The sequence below is a fragment of the Sphaerisporangium rubeum genome (assembly GCF_014207705.1).
GTDB lineage: Bacteria > Actinomycetota > Actinomycetes > Streptosporangiales > Streptosporangiaceae > Sphaerisporangium > Sphaerisporangium rubeum.
Genome location: NZ_JACHIU010000001.1, coordinates 962,696 through 981,380, shown reverse-complemented (window position 1 = coordinate 981,380; position 18,685 = coordinate 962,696). Strand labels below are relative to the sequence as shown.

18 protein-coding genes are annotated in these 18,685 nt (G+C 71.9%); 4 read left to right on the top strand and 14 right to left on the bottom strand.

Translation table 11 applies throughout. From position 1 onward, the window contains the following. Positions 1-19: 19 nt before the first annotated feature. From BJ992_RS03950 to BJ992_RS03935, 4 genes are all read right to left on the bottom strand, one after another. On the bottom strand, positions 20-1,561 hold the full coding sequence (locus tag BJ992_RS03950) for a bifunctional uroporphyrinogen-III C-methyltransferase/uroporphyrinogen-III synthase (RefSeq protein WP_343072963.1): 1,542 nt from the start codon (positions 1,559-1,561) through the stop codon (positions 20-22). An 86-nt stretch (positions 1,562-1,647) separates the two neighbouring features. Then, entirely contained in the window at positions 1,648-2,586 is a 939-nt protein-coding gene (gene hemC / locus BJ992_RS03945) for a hydroxymethylbilane synthase (protein WP_184978584.1), read from the bottom strand. Then, entirely contained in the window at positions 2,583-3,908 is a 1,326-nt protein-coding gene (locus BJ992_RS03940) for a glutamyl-tRNA reductase (RefSeq protein WP_184978583.1), read from the bottom strand. The genes hemC and BJ992_RS03940 overlap by 4 nt, the downstream gene beginning before the upstream one ends. Next, complete coding sequence (locus BJ992_RS03935; protein ID WP_184978582.1) at positions 3,905-4,600, bottom strand: redox-sensing transcriptional repressor Rex; 696 nt, start codon at positions 4,598-4,600, stop codon at positions 3,905-3,907. The genes BJ992_RS03940 and BJ992_RS03935 overlap by 4 nt, the downstream gene beginning before the upstream one ends. Positions 4,601-5,006: 406 nt before the next feature. Between BJ992_RS03935 and BJ992_RS03930 the strand changes: the two genes are divergently transcribed. Continuing rightward, entirely contained in the window at positions 5,007-5,252 is a 246-nt protein-coding gene (locus BJ992_RS03930; protein WP_184978581.1) for a glutaredoxin family protein, read from the top strand. A gap of 72 nt (positions 5,253-5,324) precedes the next feature. On the opposite strand, the gene BJ992_RS03925 is transcribed toward BJ992_RS03930, so the two are convergent. Then, positions 5,325-7,325 (bottom strand): antibiotic biosynthesis monooxygenase, encoded by a 2,001-nt coding sequence (locus BJ992_RS03925; RefSeq protein WP_184978580.1) that lies wholly within the window; start codon positions 7,323-7,325, stop codon positions 5,325-5,327. A gap of 175 nt (positions 7,326-7,500) precedes the next feature. Between BJ992_RS03925 and BJ992_RS03920 the strand changes: the two genes are divergently transcribed. The 3 genes from BJ992_RS03920 (at position 7,501) to BJ992_RS03910 (ending at position 9,881) form a co-directional block, all read left to right on the top strand. Next, the gene (locus BJ992_RS03920) at positions 7,501-8,145 is read left to right on the top strand and encodes a sigma-70 family RNA polymerase sigma factor (protein WP_184978579.1); all 645 of its coding nucleotides are present in this window, start codon (positions 7,501-7,503) and stop codon (positions 8,143-8,145) included. A gap of 84 nt (positions 8,146-8,229) precedes the next feature. Continuing rightward, positions 8,230-8,922: a DUF5667 domain-containing protein gene (locus BJ992_RS03915; protein WP_184978578.1), complete on the top strand. Its 693-nt coding sequence runs from the start codon at positions 8,230-8,232 to the stop codon at positions 8,920-8,922. A 95-nt stretch (positions 8,923-9,017) separates the two neighbouring features. Continuing rightward, positions 9,018-9,881, top strand: a complete 864-nt coding sequence (locus BJ992_RS03910) for an HAD family hydrolase (protein WP_184978577.1) — start codon at positions 9,018-9,020, stop codon at positions 9,879-9,881. 76 nt (positions 9,882-9,957) lie between these two features. Here BJ992_RS03910 and BJ992_RS03905 read toward each other — a convergent pair whose 3' ends face one another. The 9 genes from BJ992_RS03905 to BJ992_RS03865 form a co-directional block, all read right to left on the bottom strand. Further along, positions 9,958-10,911, bottom strand: coding sequence for a lysophospholipid acyltransferase family protein (locus BJ992_RS03905; RefSeq protein WP_425503641.1), 954 nt, complete (start codon positions 10,909-10,911; stop codon positions 9,958-9,960). Continuing rightward, on the bottom strand, positions 10,908-11,948 hold the full coding sequence (locus BJ992_RS03900; protein ID WP_184978575.1) for an NAD-dependent epimerase/dehydratase family protein: 1,041 nt from the start codon (positions 11,946-11,948) through the stop codon (positions 10,908-10,910). The genes BJ992_RS03905 and BJ992_RS03900 overlap by 4 nt, the downstream gene beginning before the upstream one ends. A 109-nt stretch (positions 11,949-12,057) precedes the next feature. Next, on the bottom strand, positions 12,058-12,156 hold the full coding sequence (locus BJ992_RS03895; RefSeq protein ID WP_018654693.1) for a 30S ribosomal protein bS22: 99 nt from the start codon (positions 12,154-12,156) through the stop codon (positions 12,058-12,060). A 332-nt stretch (positions 12,157-12,488) separates the two neighbouring features. Beyond that, the gene (locus BJ992_RS03890) at positions 12,489-12,692 is read right to left on the bottom strand and encodes a helix-turn-helix domain-containing protein (RefSeq protein WP_030456159.1); all 204 of its coding nucleotides are present in this window, start codon (positions 12,690-12,692) and stop codon (positions 12,489-12,491) included. 321 nt (positions 12,693-13,013) lie between these two features. Further along, entirely contained in the window at positions 13,014-13,805 is a 792-nt protein-coding gene (locus BJ992_RS03885; protein ID WP_184978574.1) for a phosphatase, read from the bottom strand. A 93-nt stretch (positions 13,806-13,898) separates the two neighbouring features. After that, positions 13,899-15,062, bottom strand: a complete 1,164-nt coding sequence (locus BJ992_RS03880) for an arginase family protein (protein WP_184978573.1) — start codon at positions 15,060-15,062, stop codon at positions 13,899-13,901. Between the two features lie 130 nt (positions 15,063-15,192). Continuing rightward, positions 15,193-16,377 carry an ABC transporter permease gene (locus BJ992_RS03875; RefSeq protein WP_184978572.1) on the bottom strand — a complete coding sequence of 395 codons (1,185 nt, stop codon included), beginning with the start codon at positions 16,375-16,377 and terminating at the stop codon, positions 15,193-15,195. Continuing rightward, entirely contained in the window at positions 16,374-17,165 is a 792-nt protein-coding gene (locus tag BJ992_RS03870) for an ABC transporter ATP-binding protein (protein WP_343072489.1), read from the bottom strand. Before BJ992_RS03870 ends, BJ992_RS03875 begins: the two co-directional genes overlap by 4 nt. After that, entirely contained in the window at positions 17,162-18,574 is a 1,413-nt protein-coding gene (locus BJ992_RS03865; protein ID WP_184978571.1) for a permuted SH3 domain-containing protein, read from the bottom strand. The genes BJ992_RS03870 and BJ992_RS03865 overlap by 4 nt, the downstream gene beginning before the upstream one ends. Positions 18,575-18,685: the final 111 nt, after the last annotated feature.

Here is an 18,685-nt window from a genome sequence, read left to right as displayed (position 1 = left end):
GCGGTGCCTGCCTCGGGCCCTACCTGGCGCGGCGGCGGGCCCCTCTGCGGGTCTGTGACGGCCGCCTCGGGACGTCCCCGGCGGCGAGAGCGGCCTGGCGCTGCTTGGCGCCGTAGTCGGCCAGCGCGGACGCCAGCGCGGACGCCGAGGGGCTGTCGGCCATGATGTCGACCCGCAGGCCGAACTCCTCGGCGGTCTTGGCGGTCTGCGGCCCGATGACGGCGATCACGGTGACGGTGTGCGGCTTGCCGGCGATGCCGACGAGGTTGCGCACCGTACTCGACGAGGTGAACAGCACCGCGTCGAAGCCGCCGCTCTTGATCGCCACCCGGATCGGCTCAGGCGGCGGCGCCGCGCGCACCGTGCGGTACGCCGTGACGTCGTCGCACTCCCAGCCGAGCTCGGTGAGCCCGGCGATCAGGGTTTCTGTGGCGATGTCCGCACGGGGCAGCAGCACCCGGTTGATCGGGTCGAGCATCGAGTCGTACGGCGGCCACTCGGCGAGCAGGCCCTCCGACGAGTGCTCTCCGACCGGCACGAGGTCGGGCTTCACACCGAAGCTGACCAGGGCCTTCGCGGTGGCCTCGCCGACCGCGGCGACCTTCAGCCCCGCGAACGCGCGCGCGTCGAGGCCGTACTCCTCGAACTTCTCCCTGATCGCCTTGACGGCGTTGGCCGAGGTGAACGCCACCCACTCGTACCGGCCGGTGACGAGACCCTTGATGGCCCGGTCCATCTGCTGCGGTGTGCGCGGCGGCTCCACCGAGATGGTCGGCACCTCCTCCGGCACCGCGCCGTACGACCGGAGCTGGTCCGACAGGCCGGCGGACTGCTCCTTGGTGCGCGGCACCAGCACCCGCCAGCCGAACAGGGGCTTGCTCTCGAACCACGACAGCTTGTCGCGGCCGGCGACGGCGTCGCCGACGACGATCACGGCGGGCTCGGCGATGCCGGCGTGCTTGAGGTCGGCGGCCAGCCGCGCGAGCGTGGACACGACGGTGTACTGCTCGGTGGTGGTGCCGTTCTGGGTGACCGCGACCGGCGTGGTGTCGGGCTTGCCGGACGCGACCAGGGCCTTGGCGACGGCGACCGCCGCCGAGACCCCGTTGTAGATCACCAGCGTGCCCTCGCAGGCGGCGTGCGGGGCCCAGTCGTCCACCTGGTCGGCGTCCACGACGCGGAACTCCGGCACACCGGTGGCCGGCGCGATGCCGGCGTACAACGGCACCGCGGTGGCCGGCGGCACACCTGGCACGATCTCGAACTCGATGTCGGCCTTGGCGCAGGCGGCGACCTCCTCGGCGACTGAGGAGAAGAACCCCGGGTCGCCGGGACACAGACGCACCACGCGGCACCCGGTCTTGGCCTCGCGCACGGCCTTCAACGACACCGCGCCGGCCTCGGCGGCGATGTCGACGACCTTGACGCCGGGACGGCAGCGGCCGAGCAGCCCGCCGTACGCCTCCTGGTCCAGCACCACGACGTCGGCACGGGACAGCAGGTCGGCGCCGCGGAGCGTCAGCAGGCCCTCGTCACCCGGGCCCGCGCCGACGAACGCCACGAAGCCCGTGACGCGCGCCTCGGCCGCACCGGAGTCCCCGGCGGCCCGCTCGGCGCCGGAGGTGTTACTGATCTGACTTCCGGAGCTCAATGGATCCGCTCCCCCATCAACGTGCCGGCTCCCTCAGCGATCATGGCGGCCGCGAGGTCGCGGCCGAGATCCATGGCTGCCGAGAGGTCGCCTGCGGTGGACTTGCGCACCGACCGCGTGCCATCGAGGGCCACCACGGCGGCGGTCAGGTTGAGAATGTGCCCGGCATCGGCGGCGAAGGCACCTACCGGTGCGCTGCACCCCGCCTCCAGAGCGGCGAGCACCGTGCGCTCCGCCGTCACGGCGGCGCGGGTGCGCGGGTCGTCGAGCGCGCCGAGCAGCTCGATCAGCTCGTCGTCGCCGGCCCGGCACTCGACCGCGAGCGCTCCCTGGCCAGGCGCGGGCAGCATGGCGTCCGGCTCGAACACCTCGGCGATCTCGGCCTCGCGGCCGATCCTGGTGAGGCCGGCCGAGGCGAGCACGACGGCGTGCAGCTCGCCGGAGGCGATCTTGCCGATCCGGGTGTCGGCGTTGCCGCGGATCGGGACGTACTCCAGATCGGGCCGCAGGGCCCTGAGCTGCGCCACACGGCGCGGCGAGCCGGTGCCGACCCGCGCGCCGGCGGCGAGGCCGGCGAGCTCACCCGGGCCGACGAGCGCGTCCCTCGGGTCGTCGCGCGGCGGCACGGCGGCGATCACGACGCGGGGGTCCGGCGTGGTCGGCAGGTCCTTGAGCGAGTGGACGGCGAAGTCGATCTCGCCGTCGATGAGCTTGTCGCGCAGCGCGCTGACGAACACGCCGGTGCCGCCGAGCTGGGACAGCTGGGCCTTGGTCACGTCGCCGAACGTCGTGACGCCGACCAGCTCGACGGTCGCGCCGGTCAGCGCGGTGAGCCGGTCGGCCACCATCTGCGACTGGGTCGTCGCCATCAGGCTGCGCCTGGTGCCGAGGCGCAGCACCCCACGCCTCGCGTAGGTGTGCTGGGTGACGGTCATGCGTCCTCCTCGCCGGCCCGACCGGGCGAGTCGGTCTCGATGTCCGCCACGTCGGCTCTGGTCACGGCCTCGGGCACCTTCGGGTTCAGGTCGAACAGCTCGCGCAGCGCCTCGGCATAATGATCGCCCGCCGGGGACGCCGCGAGCCGCTTGACACGCACGGTGGGCTCGTGCAACAGCTTCTCCACCACCCTGCGCATCGTCTGCGCGATCTCGCCACGCAGCCGGCCGTCGATCTCGGGCATCCGGGTGACCAGGCGTCCGAGCTCGATCTCGACCACGTCGGCGGCCTTGGCGCGCAGGGCCACCACGGTGGGGGTGACCCGCGCGGCGCGCTCGGCCTTGAGATACTCGCACACCTCCGTGGCCACGATCGAACGAACCGCCGCGACGTGGTCGCCGTCCTGGTCGCCGAGGCCGCGCATCGACTCGAGGTCGGCCAGCGTGACACCCGGCAGGTCGCGCACCGCCGGGTCGATGTCGTGCGGCAGCGCGAGGTCCAGCAGGAACAGCGGCCCGGTGTGACCGGAGCGCCGCACCATCTCGGCGGTGAGGACGACGTCGCCGGCGCCGGTGCAGGAGATCACGAGGTCGGCGCCGGCCAGCTCGCGGCCGACGTCCCCGAGTTCCACGGCCCGGCCGCCGACGCTCTGCGCGAGCCGCGCGGCCCGCTCGAACGTGCGGTTGGCGACCACGATGTCGGTGATCCCGGCCCGCGCGAGGGTGGCGACGGAAAGCGCGCTCATGGAGCCGGCGCCGACCACCAGTGCGCGCCTGCCGGTGAGCGGCCCGAGCACGTCCTGCGCGAGGGTGAGCCCGACGCCGACAAGGGAGGCCCCGGCGCGGTCGATGCCGGTCTCGGTGTGCGCGCGCTTACCGACGCGCAGCGCCTGCTGCGCCAGGTCGTTGAGCGTGCTGCCGGCGGTCCCCTGGTCCTGCGCGAGCCGCAGCGACTGCCGCACCTGGCCGAGTATCTGGCCCTCGCCGACCACCATGGAGTCGAGACCGCAGGCGACCGCGAACAGGTGCTCGACCACGCGGTCCTCGTAGTGGACGTACAGGTGGGGGGTGAGCTGCTCGACCGGTACGCCGGAGTGCGCGCTGAGCAGGTCGGTGACGGCGGTCACCCCGCCGTGGAAGCGGTCGACCTCGGCGTACACCTCGACCCTGTTGCACGTGGAGACGATCATCGTCTCGGACACGTGGACGTCGCCGAGCACGTCATGCAGCATCTTGACCAGCGCGTCACCGGTCATCGAGACGCGCTCCAGCAGCGCCACCGGTGCCGTCCGGTGGCTCAGGCCTATCGCGAGAAGACTCATGCGTCCATCGCCTCGGCCCAGTCCTCCGTCATGATGGGGCTCCCTGCTTCACGATCCGCTTTGCGCTGCTCGTGGAAGGCGAGGATCTGCAGCTCCGTCGAAAGATCGACTTTGCGTACGTCAACCCCGTCCGGGACGGTCAGCACAACAGGCGCAAAATTCAAAATACTCGTGATTCCGGCGGCGATGACCCGGTCGGCCACCTCCTGAGCCGCCGACGCCGGGGTGGCGATGACCACGATGGAGACCCCCCGGCGGCCGAGGACCTCCTCAAGGCGGTCGACGGGATCGACGGCCATGCCGACGAGACGCTCCCCCACCACCGCGGGGTCGGCGTCGAACAACGCGGCGACCCGGAAGCCCCGCGACACGAAACCCCCGTAGTTGGCGAGGGCCCTGCCGAGGTTTCCGAGGCCGACGATGGCGACGGCCCAGTCCTGGGTGAGACCGAGCTCACGGGAGATCTGGTAGATGAGGTACTGCACGTCGTAGCCGACGCCACGGGTGCCGTAGGACCCGAGATGCGACAGATCCTTGCGCAGCTTGGCGGAGTTGACCCCCGCGGCGAGCGCCAGGTCCTCGGAGCTGACGGTGGCGGTGCCGCGCTCCGACAGCCCGTTTAGTGCGCGCAGGTAGAGCGGCAGCCGCGCGACTGTCGCCTCGGGGATGCCACGTTCTCGCGCTTGCGACATGCGGCGGATCACTTTTGCCGGAACTCCAGGGGACGGCGGGGCGACCGGTGCGCCCCGGCCGCGCTCGCGATGGCGACGGATGACGAACAGCGGACGCAAATCCAGGTTAGTCCCTTTGTGAAGCGATGCACAAAGTGAGGGCTACGGACTCTGGGAGGCCTGGTCCGTCCGCCGGGGCCCCGGTCCCCGGCTCCACCCGCCGATCCACCGCGGCGTTTCCGCACGCCGGCGGCACCGCTTCCCCCGCACCGGCCAGCACGTTCCAACCGACTCACCACCGCCCATACCCGGTCAGATCTTGCTGCCCCGACCCTATGCCGCGGCCCCCCGGAAAGCTTCTTCAACGCTGCCGTCCTCACCGGACGAATCCGTGGAAAGCCTCGGACCCGGGGTTAAGCTGGGACCCATGGCACCGCAACATACGATCACCCTGCTCGGCAAGCCCGGCTGCCATCTCTGCGACGACGCCAGAACCGTCATCGCGCGCGTGGCCGGCGAGCTCGGCGTGCCATGGCAGGAGCGCGACATCACCGCGTCCGAGCAGGACATGCGCGACTACGGCGAGATGATCCCCGTGACACTGATCGACGGTGTGCAGCACGACTTCTGGCGCGTGGACGAGTCCCGCCTGCGCGCCGCGCTCTCCGCCTGACCCCCCCCGCACCAGGCCGCTTCCCACAGGTCCCCGTCCCGAACCTGCGGGGACCTGCCGACCGGCGAGCCGTCAGACCCGGTAGGCCGTCGGCAGCGGCACCACCTTGGCGGCGTTGAGGTTGAGCTCGATCACGTTGGCCGCCAGGACGTGCGCCACGCGCTCGCGCGCGAACCGCTCCATGTGGGGCTGGCGCTGGTGGTCGGTGTAGGCGACCTCGTCACGGTAGATCTCGTACACGATGCGCTGCAACGGCGCCGACTTCACCGCGTGGCAGATGAAGATCAACGTGTCGGGCTCGCTGCGCCGCACCTCCTCCACGGTCTCCTCGGCCAGGCGGTCGAACGCCTCCCCGGCGCCGTCGATCAGCGTGAAGACGGTGAGCAGGCCGTAGATGCGCGGCGAGGGCCGCACGGACCCCGCACCCGCGGGTGGCTCGGCGCGGTTGAGCGCCTCCTGGAGCTCGGCCCCGGCGAACAGCGCGCCGGTGGCGGGGAAGGCGACGTCCGGCGCGGAGCCCTGACCGGGGTGCTGCGCGCCGGAACCGTTCTGGCCGGCCGGGTCCTGCGCGTGCGCGCCACGGCCGTATTGCTCCTGCGCGTACGCGCCTTGGCCGTACTGCGCGGTGCGGTCCGGCGGCCCGCCGTACGACGCCGCGCCGTACTGCCCCTGGCCGAGCGGATCCTGCTCCATGAACGCACCGGTCGCGGGCCCGCCGAACAGGCCGTGGTCCCCACCGGGTGCGTCCGGCCCACCGGGTACGTCGGGCCCACCGGGGGCCCCTGGACCCGCGGGGCCACCTAGTGGTCCGCCGAATCCCTGGCCGGCGCGGCCGAATCCCTCACCCGGGCCGAAGGACTCCCCTGGACCGAAGGACTCCCCTGGACCGGTCCTCCCCGGCTCTCCCGGACCGAACCTCCCCCGCTCACCGGGACCCGCCGGCTCGCCGGGACCGAAACGTCCCTGCTCACCTGGCCCGGAGGACTCGCGGGGGTCGAACCACCCCGCCTCGCCGGGACCGCGCTCACCCGGCCGCCCCACCGGCGCGCCGTACGTGCCTTGCGGAGGCCGGCCATGCTGACCAGGCTGACCCGGCTGACCAGGCTGACCAGGCTGACCCGGCTGGCCGACGAAGCCGTCCGAGCCGTGCATCCGGGCCGCGTAGTCCACGTCCCCGTGGTCACCGGCCCGGTACTCGGCCACCAGGTCACCGAGGCCGGAGCGGCGCGGCGAAGGGTTCTGCCGCGGGGACTGCGGCGGCGGGACAGGGGAGGCCTGCGTCACCGGCATGGGGCCGGAGTCGAAGGACGCGGCAGGCGCGGCGCGGCGCGCGGACCGGCGCGCGCCGGCGTCGGGCCGGGGGTCCTCGCTCCACTCGTCGGAGTCGTCACGCTCCTCGTCGTACGGCGCGAGCGGCCGCGCGACGGCGTACCAGATGGCCCCCACCATCAGCGAGATCACCAGCGCCGCGAACACGCCGGGGATGGCGAAGCGCACCACTCCCACGAGGGCGAGACCGGTGGGGGCGAGCACCACTCCGGCGTGCATGTTGTCGGCGTCGAGATCGTCGCCGCCGCGCCAGCGCAGCACCGCGAGGATGAGGCACCCGATGAGGATCAGGTACGTCAGAGCGTGCGCGACGTTGAGCAGCGCGGTCGGGATGATCGTCCAGTGGGTGTCGCCGAGCGGCAGGGTCGTGCCGAACTTGTCCACCTGGCTGACCGGGTCGACCAGCAGGATCACTGTGGTGACGAGGGTGAAGGCGCTCCCGAGCAGCCAGGCCGCGAACTTGGCCGGCGTCTTGGCGGCGAGCATCTGGATCATGCCGATGGCGAGCCAGAACGGCGCGAGGAACGCGCCGGTGATCTGGTAGACGCGGAACGTCGCGGGGCCGAACCCGATGAGGTGGCCGATGGCGATCGACCCCAGCGCCAGGCAGAGTGCCGTGGTGGTCACGGTCCACGCGAGGAGCCATCCGCTCCGCTCGTCCCTGAGGCGTCCGACCAGGACGCCGGTGGTGATGGCGGCGAACAGCGCACCCGCGAAGGCGGTGACGGCTACGAGGGCTTCCATGATGCTTCCAACTCTGCCGGACATTCCCTCCGAACCGGTAGCCGATGTCCGATCTGTCGTGTGACTCCTGTTACGAGAGGTAGTTACTGAGGCAAAGTGGATTGTGTAATTAGACGTTGATTTCTAGAGTGGGCCAGCAGCACGCGCCTTCCCTTCCTTCCCCCAGGGACACCGGATGTCGAACACATGGTCGGTGGCCGGGCTTTCCCCTCCGGGCGCGGCGGGCAAGATGGACCGTGCCCGCGCCTCCGGCCACCTGGAACCCGCGGAGCTCGACGAGCTGCGCCGGGTGGTGCTGCGCGCCAAGACCGGCGACGCGGACGCCTTCGCCGCGCTGTACGACCGCTATGTCGATCTTGTCTTTCGCTACGTCTACTTCCGGGTCGGCTGCCACGCGCTGGCGGAGGACCTCACCAGTGAGACGTTCCTGCGCGCGCTGCGCCGCATCACCGAGTTCACCTGGCAGGGCAGGGACTTCGCCGCGTGGCTGGTGACCATCGCGCGCAACCTCGTCACCGACCACTACAAGTCCGGCCGCTACCGGCTGGAGGTCTCCACGGCCGAGGTGCTCGACACGCCGATGGACGGCGCGCACATCCCGGAGAACGCCGTGGTCGCCACCATGGTGAACGAGCGCATCCTGCGCGCGGTGCGCGACCTCAGCCCCGAGCAGCAGGAATGCGTGGTGCTTCGCTTCTTGCAGGGCATGACGCTGGCGGAGACGGCGCTGATCATGGGAAAGAAGAGCGGCGCGATCAAGGCGCTGCAGTTCCGCGCCGTCCGGGCCCTGGCCCGCGCGCTCCCCCACGACCTCGGCTGATCGGCGACCGGCCGTAACCTACCGCCCCCCGTTTCGTTGGGCAGGTAGCACCTATGGATCATCGGAGTGCGGCAGGGAGCATTCATGGGTAAGCGGGGGGGTTCGTGGTCGCCGTACGGCCTGTGGGCCGCCCTCACGCGGCGCGGACCTTCGGCGCGCGCGCTGACCGTCCGGCTGCGCCAGATCGGTGACGAGCCCCGTGAACCGTCCCCCGAGTTCCGGGCCAGGCTGCGCGGCCAGTTGCTCGCCGCGCACGGCACCGCCGGCGAGACCGGCCCCGAGCCCGCGGTCGGCGCGGGCCGGCGTCCGCCGCTGCTGCTGCGGCTGCGTCCCGCGGCCATGGTGGTATCGGTCACCGGCCTGATGGCCCTGACGGGATTGCAGACGTACGGCTCGGTGCCGGGTGACCACCTGTACCCCATCAAGCGGGCCGCCGAGGCGACGCTGCTCAGCCTGGCGCCGGACGACCTGGAGCGCGCGCAGCGCGAGCTGACCGCGGCGCATTCGCGCGCCACCGAGGCCGCGGCCCTGCTCGGGTACCCGGGGGACGACCGCGAGCGGTTCATCGGGCCGACCCTCGACGAGATGGCCGACACCACGCGGTCGGCGTTGCTGGCGTTGCGGCACGTCAAGCGCCGCGACACGCACACGCCGTCCATCAAGCGGTTCACCGAGCAGCAGCGCGACCTGGTGGCCCCGATGCTCCCCCAGCTCGGCGACGACGACAGGACGAAGGCCAGCGCCTACCTGGACATGATCGACGATCTCACGCCGTGATCTCGTGAACGCTCCGGAATGTGCGCCGGACGTCACGCCACGCTAACGCCGCGTACACCGGGCACACCCCCTGTCGCCGGTTAAGCTGAGGTGCTATGAGGCGGTTACTGCGACGGCGCACCGAGGCGGAGAAGGCCGGGGAAGTCGCGGCAGCCGCCGCGATCTCCACTCCTGTGGCGGACCCCGACCCCACGGCGGCGGCGTTCTTCGACGTCGACAACACGATGATGCGCGGCGCGTCGATCTACCACTTCGCCAGAGGTCTCGCCTCACGCGGGCTGTTCACCACGTCCGACCTGATGAGGTTCGCCATCGGCCAGGCGCTGTTCCGGGTGCGCGGCAACGAGAACCCCGAGCACATCGCGCGCGCCAAGCAGACGGCGCTGGCGTTCGTCGCCGGGCTCAAGGTCGAGGACGTCGTGCGCCTCGGCGAGGAGATCTACGACGAGGTCATGGCCGACCGCATCTGGGCCGGCACCCGCGCGCTCGCACAGGCTCACGTCGACGCGGGCCAGCGGGTCTGGCTGGTCACCGCCACCCCCGTCGAGCTGTCCCGGGTGATCGCGCAGCGCCTCGGCCTGACCGGCGCGCTCGGCACCGTCGCCGCGACCGAGAACGGCGTGTACACCGGCCACCTGGTGGGTGACCTGCTGCACGGCCCCGCCAAGGCCGAGGCGGTGAAGGCCCTGGCGCGCCGCGAGGGCCTGGACCTGACGCGCTGCACCGCCTACAGCGACTCGGCCAACGACCTGCCGCTGCTGCGGCTCGTCGGCCACCCCTACGCGATCAACCCCGACAGCGAGCTGCTCGAACACGCCAAGATGAACGGCTGGGCCGTGCGCGACTTCCGCACCGGCCGCCGCGCCACCATGATCGGCCTGCCGATCGCGGCGGGTGCCGGCGCGATCGCCGGCGGCGTCGCCGCGGCCATCGCGCTGCGCAGGCACTACCGCGGCTGACCCGCGCCGGTTCCCCTCCACGGGTCCGCCGGTCTCTCTAACGGCGGCCCCCCGTCGCGGGTCCGCCGGTCCCCCGTCACAGGAACGGCGGGAAGGCCGGCCCCCGTTGCAGGCGCAGCCGGTCGAGCTGCTGCTGGATCAGCTCACGCACCTGGTCGGTGAGGTTGAAGACCAGCATGGGATCGTCGGCCTCCTCCGGGTCGTAGGTGTCGGTGCGCACCGGCTCGTGGAAACGGATCATCCACTTGGACGGCAGCGGCACGAGGCCGAGCGGCCCGAACCACGGGAACAGCGGGGTGACCGGCAGGTACGGCAACCCGAGGAGCCTGGCCAGCGTGCGGAAGTCCCCGATCTTGGGGTAGATCTCCTCGGCGCCGACGATCGAGCACGGGATGATCGGCACCTGGGCCCTGATCGCCGAGGCCACGAACCCGCCACGGCCGAAGCGCTGCAGCTTGTACCGGTCACGGAACGGCTTCCCCACGCCGCGGAAGCCCTCGGGGAACACCCCGACCAGCTCTCCCTTGCGCATCAGGCGGTCGGCGTCCTCCGGACAGGCCAGGGTGTGGCCGGACTTGCGTGACAGGTGGCCGAGCACCGGGAGCTGGTAGACGAGGTCGGCGCCGAGCAGCCGCAGCGGCCGGCGCGCGGGGTGCTCGTCGTGCAGCGCGACCTGGAGCATGAGCGCGTCCACCGGCAACGTGCCGGAGTGGTTGGCGACCACCAGGGCCCCCGCGTCGTCCGGCACGTGTTCGAGCCCGGAGGTCTCGACGCGGAACCAGTGGCGGTACAGCGGCCGGATCAGTTCGAGCAGAACCTTGTCGTTGAGCTCGGGGTCGAAGCCGAACTCGTCGACCTCGTACTCCCCCGCGAGGCGCCGCCGCACGAAGGCCAGCAGGTCCGCCAGGCGGTCCTCGACCGAGCGGGTGTCCCCGCCGTCGCCGGCGCGCCGCCGCGCCGCCGTGATGGGGATCACCTGCGCGTCGCCGGGCTCCCCATGATGCTCACGCTCCGTATCACCCTGTCTCACCGTTTCCCGCCCCCGCCCCACAGTGTCCCCACGTTCCCCAGCAAGTCGATCACAGAGAGTGGCGCACCGGCAAACAGGCCACGCGAGTGGAGGAAGTCGTCGAACGCCGTCGCGGTGGTGAACTTCGGACGCCAGTCGAGCTCGGCGCACAACCGGTCGGCGTCCACGGCGCGGCCGTAGCTCATCAGCGCGATCTGCTCGGGGGAGAAGTCGACCCGGCCGAGGCCGCGCGCGACCTCGCCGAGCACGCGGAACGCCGCAGACGGCACCCGTACCGTAGGCCTGCCGCTGCGCCTCACGCACTGCGACAGCAGCATCACACCGTCACCGGTGACGTTGTACGTGCCGGGGTGGTCCTCGAGCGCCATGCGCCGCAGCACCTCGACGCCGTCGTCCTCGTGGACGAACTGCAGGCGCGGGTCGAAGCCGAACACGGCGGGGACGACCGGCTGGGTGAAGTAGCGCGTCAGCGGCGAGTCGACGCCGGGGCCCATGAAGTTGACGAACCGCAGGGTCGACACCGTGACGTCCGGCCGCCGCCGGGAGAAGCCGCGGACGTACGCCTCGACCTCGGTGGCGTCCTTGGCGTAGCCGGAGCTCGCCACCTCGGCCGGCTCGGCGTCCTCGGTGAACACCGCGGGAGCGTGCGGGGAGGACCCGTAGACCGCGGTCGTGGAGCGGACGACGACCCTGCGCACGGTGGGGGACCGCTGGCAGGCCGCGAGGAGCTGCATGGTGCCGATGACGTTGTGCTCCTTCATCGAGGAGCGCCCCGCGCTCCTGGAGGGAGCGGTCACCAGGCTCATGTGCACGACCGTGTCGATGTCGGCCGCGCCGATCACCCGCGCGATGTCCGGGCTGCGCAGATCAACCCGGACGAACTCGGTGCGGCCGAGCGTGGCCACGCCGTCCGCCGTCGCCGGCGGCACCGTGTCCACACCGATGACCCGGTCGATGCCGGGGTCGGCCGCGAGTGCGCTCGCCACGCGGGCTCCGATGTGCCGGGACACCCCGGTCACGAGCACGGTGCGTGTCATCGGCGCCTCGCAGGATCACGTGTGGTGGTTCGCGCACGCCCGGATGTGCCCGCGGTATGAACGCGTCACACCCGGCCCGCCGCTCTGCGTCGTCGTTCCGCGCCGCTTACTACTTCTTGTTACGCCGCTGGATGCGGGTCTTCTTGAGAAGCTTGCGGTGCTTCTTCTTCGCCATGCGCTTACGGCGCTTCTTGATCACAGAGCCCACGGGACCCCCAGGTGAAGGTAGGTTGGTCGAAAACGTGTGCCGCGGGACGCGCGCGACCCCCGACGCTCATGCCGAAACCGGCACGAAGCGCACGCGGGATCAACCGCTCGCCACGGAGCACACCGATCCAACAGCCTACCGGCGTTTCGCGGTCGATCGTTCCCGGGGGGAACACCGCGCCGCGACCCAGAGGCCGTACCCGGCGACCGGGGAGGGTGTGGGCGGCCGGCCGCCCACCCCGTTCCCGGCCAAGGTCACGTCCCTAGCGAAGCACGCGCCGGTCATGGAACCGTTTCCGGCGCGTGACGAGGTGATGTCGCTCACCGCGTCAGTCAACCCGCTTCGATGAACGCATCCCTGAGGTAGTCGTGCACCGCCTGCTCGGGCACTCTGAAGGAGCGGCCGACCCGGATGGCCGGGAGCTCCCCTGAGTGCACCAGCCGGTACACCGTCATCTTGGACACCCTCATGACCGTGGCCACTTCCGCCACGGTCAGGAACTTCACCTCGCTGAGAGGTCTTTCGCCTGCACCCATCGGACGCCTCTTCCGCACGTGTTTCCGGGTTATCCCCACTGGTGCCATTGCTCACGCACGTGTACTGCTGTCAGCGTAGAACGCGTCTCCGATCGCGCAAACCCCCTATTCCATCAGCCCTTGGAGACGGCTGCCACCGGAATCGGAAAAATCGCTGGCCAGCCGCCTGGTCAACCACTGATCCCGATGTTGTACACGGTTCCGTCACGTCCCATTAGAGCCGTCCAGGATCACAAAAAAGTTGGCAAACGGTCGACGCGCCTGCCCCAACGCACGCACCAAACCCGGCTTTTCGGACAGACCGAATCTCAGCGGAACGCCTCACAGACCACTCTGGACCCTCGCGACCAAATAGTCGTTCATCGGAACGTAGTAGCGCGGTAGCACGTTGTCATCAAGTGGCACGGTGACCGCGACCTTCCCCTCGGCCTCGCCGACGAACAATCCGGGGTCGTTGCTGTCGGCGAACCCGACGGTCTCCACCCCGGCCTCCCCGGCGGCGCCGGCCCAGCCGTGGTCGGCGATCACCAGGTCCGGCCGCTCGCCGCCGAGCTCCTCCAGCATCGCGCGCATCGGGGCCGGGTCGTGGGTGTGCACGAGCGCGCCGCCGTCGTCCAGCATCGCGACGTCGTCGAGGTACCGGATGCGCCGCCGCCTGCCGAGGCCCTTCCCCATGAACGACCGCTGCTCGGCCGGGGACAGCAGCGTCGCGCCACGCTCACGCGCGAGGCGCACCAGCGCGAGGTGAGTGGTGAGCAGGCCGGTGGGGTGGCCGGTGGCCACGATGATCCGCGGCGCGTCCCGCCTCAGCACCGCCGCGATGCGGCCGGCCATGGCGTCCAGAGCGTCGAGAGTGCGGTCGGCGTCGATGGTGTCCTGGCCGTACCGGTGCTCGGGGTCGGGGCTCACCCCGGCGGACTTGGCCATCAGAGCGAGGATGTCGCGGTAGGTCCAGTCGCCGTCGAGGGTGAGGCCGAACATGTAGTGGGGGTCACGTGCCGCGAGGGACCGGTAGTGGTCGAGGTTGTTCTCCCGGCTGGTCGCGATGTCCCCGGCGATCCTCGTCCGGATGAGATGCTCTCTCAGCTCGTCCCGCGAAGGCGCGGTCTGCATTGTTCGCTCCGTCCACTTTTCGGGTCATGGGCCGCGCACGACCCTCACTTGCGGTGGCCCCTCGGTCCGGCGCCCCACACGCCGACGGGGGCTCTAGGGCTGCGGGTCCAGCCCGTGGTAGGGGAAGACGGCCTTGCGCGTGGCGACGATGGCGCGGTCCACGGCGTCCGCCGGGTCGTAACCATCCGCGAAATCGGGAAATTCCGCGGTCCGTCCGTCGGTCATGGACGCCGGAGGCACCTCGCCGGTGCGGCGGTCCACCAGCTCGCGCCAGCTTCCCGGGGTCGCCGTCTCCGGGTCCAGCGGGGATCCCGCCGCCTCGGCGATCAGGTGGGTCCACGCGCGCGGCACCACCCGCACCAGTTCGTAGCCGCCGCCTCCGGTGGCGACCCACCGGCCGTGCGCGGTCTCGTGCGCCAGCGCGTGCAGCGCCTCGTACGTGCGCCGCTGGCCGTCGACGCTCAGCATCAGGTCGGCGAGCGGGTCCAGCGCGTGCGAGTCGCATCCCTGCTGCGTGACCAGCACGTCCGGCTGGAACTCCCGCAGCAGCGGCGGCACCACCGCGTGGAAGGCGCGCAGCCACCCCGCGTCGCCGGTCCCCGCCGGCAGCGCGACGTTGACCGACGTCCCCTCCGCGCCTGTCTCGTGCGGGAACCCGGTGCCGGGGAACAGGGTGCGAGGGCTCTCGTGCAGGCTGACGGTGAGCACCCTCGGGTCGTCGAGGAACACCGCCTGCACGCCGTCGCCGTGGTGGACGTCCACATCGACGTACGCGACACGGCGCGCACCCTGCGACAGCAGCCACGCGATCGCCACAGCGGGGTCGTTGTAGACGCAGAAGCCACTGGCGGCGGCCGGCATGGCGTGGTGCAGCCCTCCCGCGACGTTCAGCGCGTGCTCGGCCTCGCCGCTCCACACGGCGCGCGCCGCGGCGAGCGTGGCCCCGGTGATCAGCGCCGCCGCGTCGTGCACCCCGGCGAAGGCGGGGTTGTCCGCGGTGCCGAGCCCGATCGAGAGGTCGGGACGGCCGGTGGCCGAGACCTGCCGTACCGCCGCGATGTACGCGCGATCGTGCACCAGCGCGAGCTCGTCGTCGCCGGCCGGGGAGCACCCGGCCTGCTCGACCTTGTCGAGCACCCCGAGGTCGCGGGCGAGCGCCATGGTCAGCTCCACCCGCACCGGCGCCAAGGGGTGACCGGGGCCGAAGTCGTAGGCGACCAGCCCGTCGTCCCAGACGACCCTCACGGATCGGCTCACGCGCTCACCTCGCCTGTGACGAACCGCACGCCCCGGAGGCCGCGCCACCGCGGAACCCTCATGAACCCGACCGTATCGCACTCGGTCGCACCTGCTGAGACGCCGTCCACCCGGTGGTCGCGCGTCACACTCACTCGGCGCGCAGTGCGATCACCGGGTCGAGGCGCGCCGCGCGGCGGGCCGGCGCCACCCCGAAGAAGACGCCGACCGCCACCGAGACGCCGAAGGCCAAGGCGATCGACCACCACGTGACCGCGGCCGGCACCGGGGACACCGCCTGGATCAGCAGCGAGCCGCCGACCCCGAGCAGGATGCCGATCACACCGCCGATCGTGGTGAGCAGCACCGCCTCGATGAGGAACTGGCTCAGCACGTCGCGCTGCCGCGCGCCGAGCGCCTTGCGCAGGCCGATCTCCCTGGTGCGCTCCCGCACGCTGACCAGCATGATGTTGGACACCCCGACCCCGCCGACCAGCAGCGAGATGCCGGCGATGGCGGCGAGCACGCCGGTGAGCATGCCGAGCACGCTGCCGATGGTGCCGAGGAGCTGGGTCTGGGTGACCGCGCTGAACCGCTCACCGGGGTACCGCTCGGCGAGCCCCCGCACGACCCGCTGCCGCAGCGGCTCGATCTCCTCAGGCCCCGACGCGCCGACCGCGATGCCGTTGATGCGGCTCAGCCCGACCAGCCGCTGCGCCGTGGTGACCGGCACGTGCACCTCCTGGTCGCGCGCCACGCCGAACGTCGCGCCGACCGGCTCGTACAGGCCGATGACACGGAACCGCACACCGGCGACGGTGATCTGGCGGCCGATCGGGTCGACGTCCCTGAACAGCTTGTCGGCGACCTCCGAGCCGAGCACCGCGACGCGGCGGCGGGTGTCCACGTCGGTCGAGCTGAGGTACCGGCCGCGGCGCAGCGGCCGGTCGAAGATGTTCGGCATGTACTGGTCGGTCCCGGTGACCGTGGCGAACACCTCGGTACGGCCCACCCGCACCGACTCACCGGAGTTGACCGCGACGGTGACCTTGGCCGGGTCCCCCACCACGCGCCGCACGTACGCCACGTCCGCGAGGTCCAGCCTGCTCTGCGTCGGCGCCGCGCCGAGTCCGACCTGACCCGGCACCACCAGGATGATGTTGCTGCCGAGCCCGGCGATCTCCCCCTCCACCGCCTCCTTGGCCCCGGTGCCGATGGCCACGAGGATCACCACCGCCGACACCCCGATGACCACGCCGAACATGGTGAGCGCACTGCGCAGCCGGTTGACCCGCAGCGCCTCCAGCGCCATGCCGAACGCCTCGGCACCCCTCACCGCGCGTCCTCCTCGTCCCGTTCGATGAGACCGTCGCGCACGTGGATGCGGCGCCGCGCCTGCGCGGCGACCTCGGCCTCGTGGGTGACGAGCACGACGGCCACCCCGCGTTCGGCGTTGAGCCGCGCGAGGATGCCCATCACCTCCTCGCCGTTGCGGGTGTCGAGGTTCCCCGTCGGCTCGTCGGCCAGCACCACCTTGGGGTCGCCGACGAGCGCGCGTGCGATGGCGACCCGCTGCTGCTCGCCGCCGGACATCTGGGACGGCCGGTGGTCCATCCGATGACCGAGCCCCACCGACGTCAGCGCCTCCTGCGCGCGCCGCCGCCGTTCGGCGCGGCCCACCCCCCGGTACACCAGCGGCAGCGCCACGTTGTCCACCGCCGAGGTGCGGCCGAGCAGGTGGAACGACTGGAACACGAACCCGATCACCTGGTTGCGCAGGTCGGCGAGCCCGCCGTCGTCCAGCGTCGACACGTCCACGCCGTTCACCCGCAGCACCCCCGCCGTCGGCCGGTCCAGGCAGCCGAGCAGATGCATCAGCGTCGACTTCCCCGACCCCGACGGCCCGACGATCGCCACGAACTCCCCCGGCGAGATCCGCAGGCTCACCCCGCGCAACGCGTCGACCGACACCCCCTCCAGCCGGTACGACCGCGCCAGCTCCACCGCCTCGAACGCCGGGGCCCCCGCCACGGCCGTCGTCCCCCGGCCGTTCACGCCGCTCTCCCCGCGCAAGACGCCGCGGTGGGACGTCTCGCCGCCGTCGTCCCCCATGGCGCGCGTCACCCGGTCAGCTTCTGGCCGGGACGTACGGCGTCGGCGCCGCGTGTCACGACGCGCTCGCCGGTCGACAGGCCGCGGACGACCTCGACGGTGGCGTCCCCCTGAGCGCCGAGCTTCACCACCCGGCGCTCGGCGGTGCCGTCCCGCCTGACCACCCACACCACGGTGTCGCGGCCGCTGGTCACGATGCTCGCGGCCGGGACGGCGACGGCGTCCGGGGACTCGCGCACGGTCAGACGGACCACGGCGCTCATGCCGGGCTTGGGGTCGGGGGCCTCGCCTCCGTCGTCGAACACGCCGTCCCCGAGGGTGAGGCGCACCGGGTAGCTGACGCCGCCGGTGGTGCCCTCCTTGGGGGTCACGCCGACGCCGGTCACCTCGGCCTCGTAGGTGGCGCCGGTGACCGCGTCCAGCTCGACCTCGGCCTTCACGCCGCGCTTCACCAAAAGCACGTCGGTCTCGTCCACGTCGGCCGAGAGCGTGAGCTCCGTGACGTCCGTCACCGTCACGACGGCGTCGCCGGCCGACACCGGCACCCCTGCGGCGATGCCGCCGCCGGACCCCGAGCCACCCGAGGCCGACCCACCCGCGGCGGCCCCCGCCTGGCCCGCGACCTCAGGCGGCAGGGACCCGAGCAGCGAACCGAGCCCCGCGGACCCGCCACCCGGCGGCCCGCCGAGCGTCACCACCCCGCGGAACGGCGCCTTGATCACCAGCCCGTCCACCGTGGCCTGCGCGACCCGCGCCGCCACCTTGGCCTGGGACGCCGAGGCCGCCTGCAGCGACCCCATGGAGGACGCGAGCCCACCGAGGCCGGCGCCGATCTGACCGCTGACCTGCGCGAGCACCTGGTTGACCGACTGGACCAGCCCTTGGGTGATCTTGTTCAGCTCCGCGCGCTGGGCCCGGTGCCGCGCCTGCGCGCCGTCCACCGCCGCGACGAGCTGCTTGCGCAGTCCGGGGTCCTTGATCTTGCGCGCCGCGTCGCGTGCCTTCTGGAAGTCGCGCGCCACCTGCCGGTCCAGGCCGGAGGCTCCCGGCAATCCGGCGAAACCGACCCGTGGCGCGGGGACCGCGCCGCCGAACCTGACCGGTTTCGACGCCTGCCGCTCCGCCTTGCGCGCCTGCTTGAGCTGGTCCCGCGCCTGCGGCGAACTGATCCTGACGAGGATCTGCCCCTTGCGGACCGTCTCCCCGTCCCGTACGTAGACCTTGGCCACCGTCCCCGCGGCCGGCGAGCGCAGCGTCGCCGTGGCCCGGGCCGCGATCGTGGCCGGCGCCTCGACGACCTCGCTCACCGCCGACCGCGCCACCTCGGCGATCTGCACACGAGGCGCGTCGTCACTCGTGCAGCCGGACACCAGGAGAACGAGACCCATGAGAAGCGGGGGGAAACCGCGACGAATCGTCACTTGAGCAATCGTAGAAGCCCACCCTTCCGGCCCACCCGGCAACCTCCGTACCGGCCGGATCCGGCGGCGTCCCCTCGGGTGGCCCGGAGCGCGGCGGTACGCAGCCGCCGT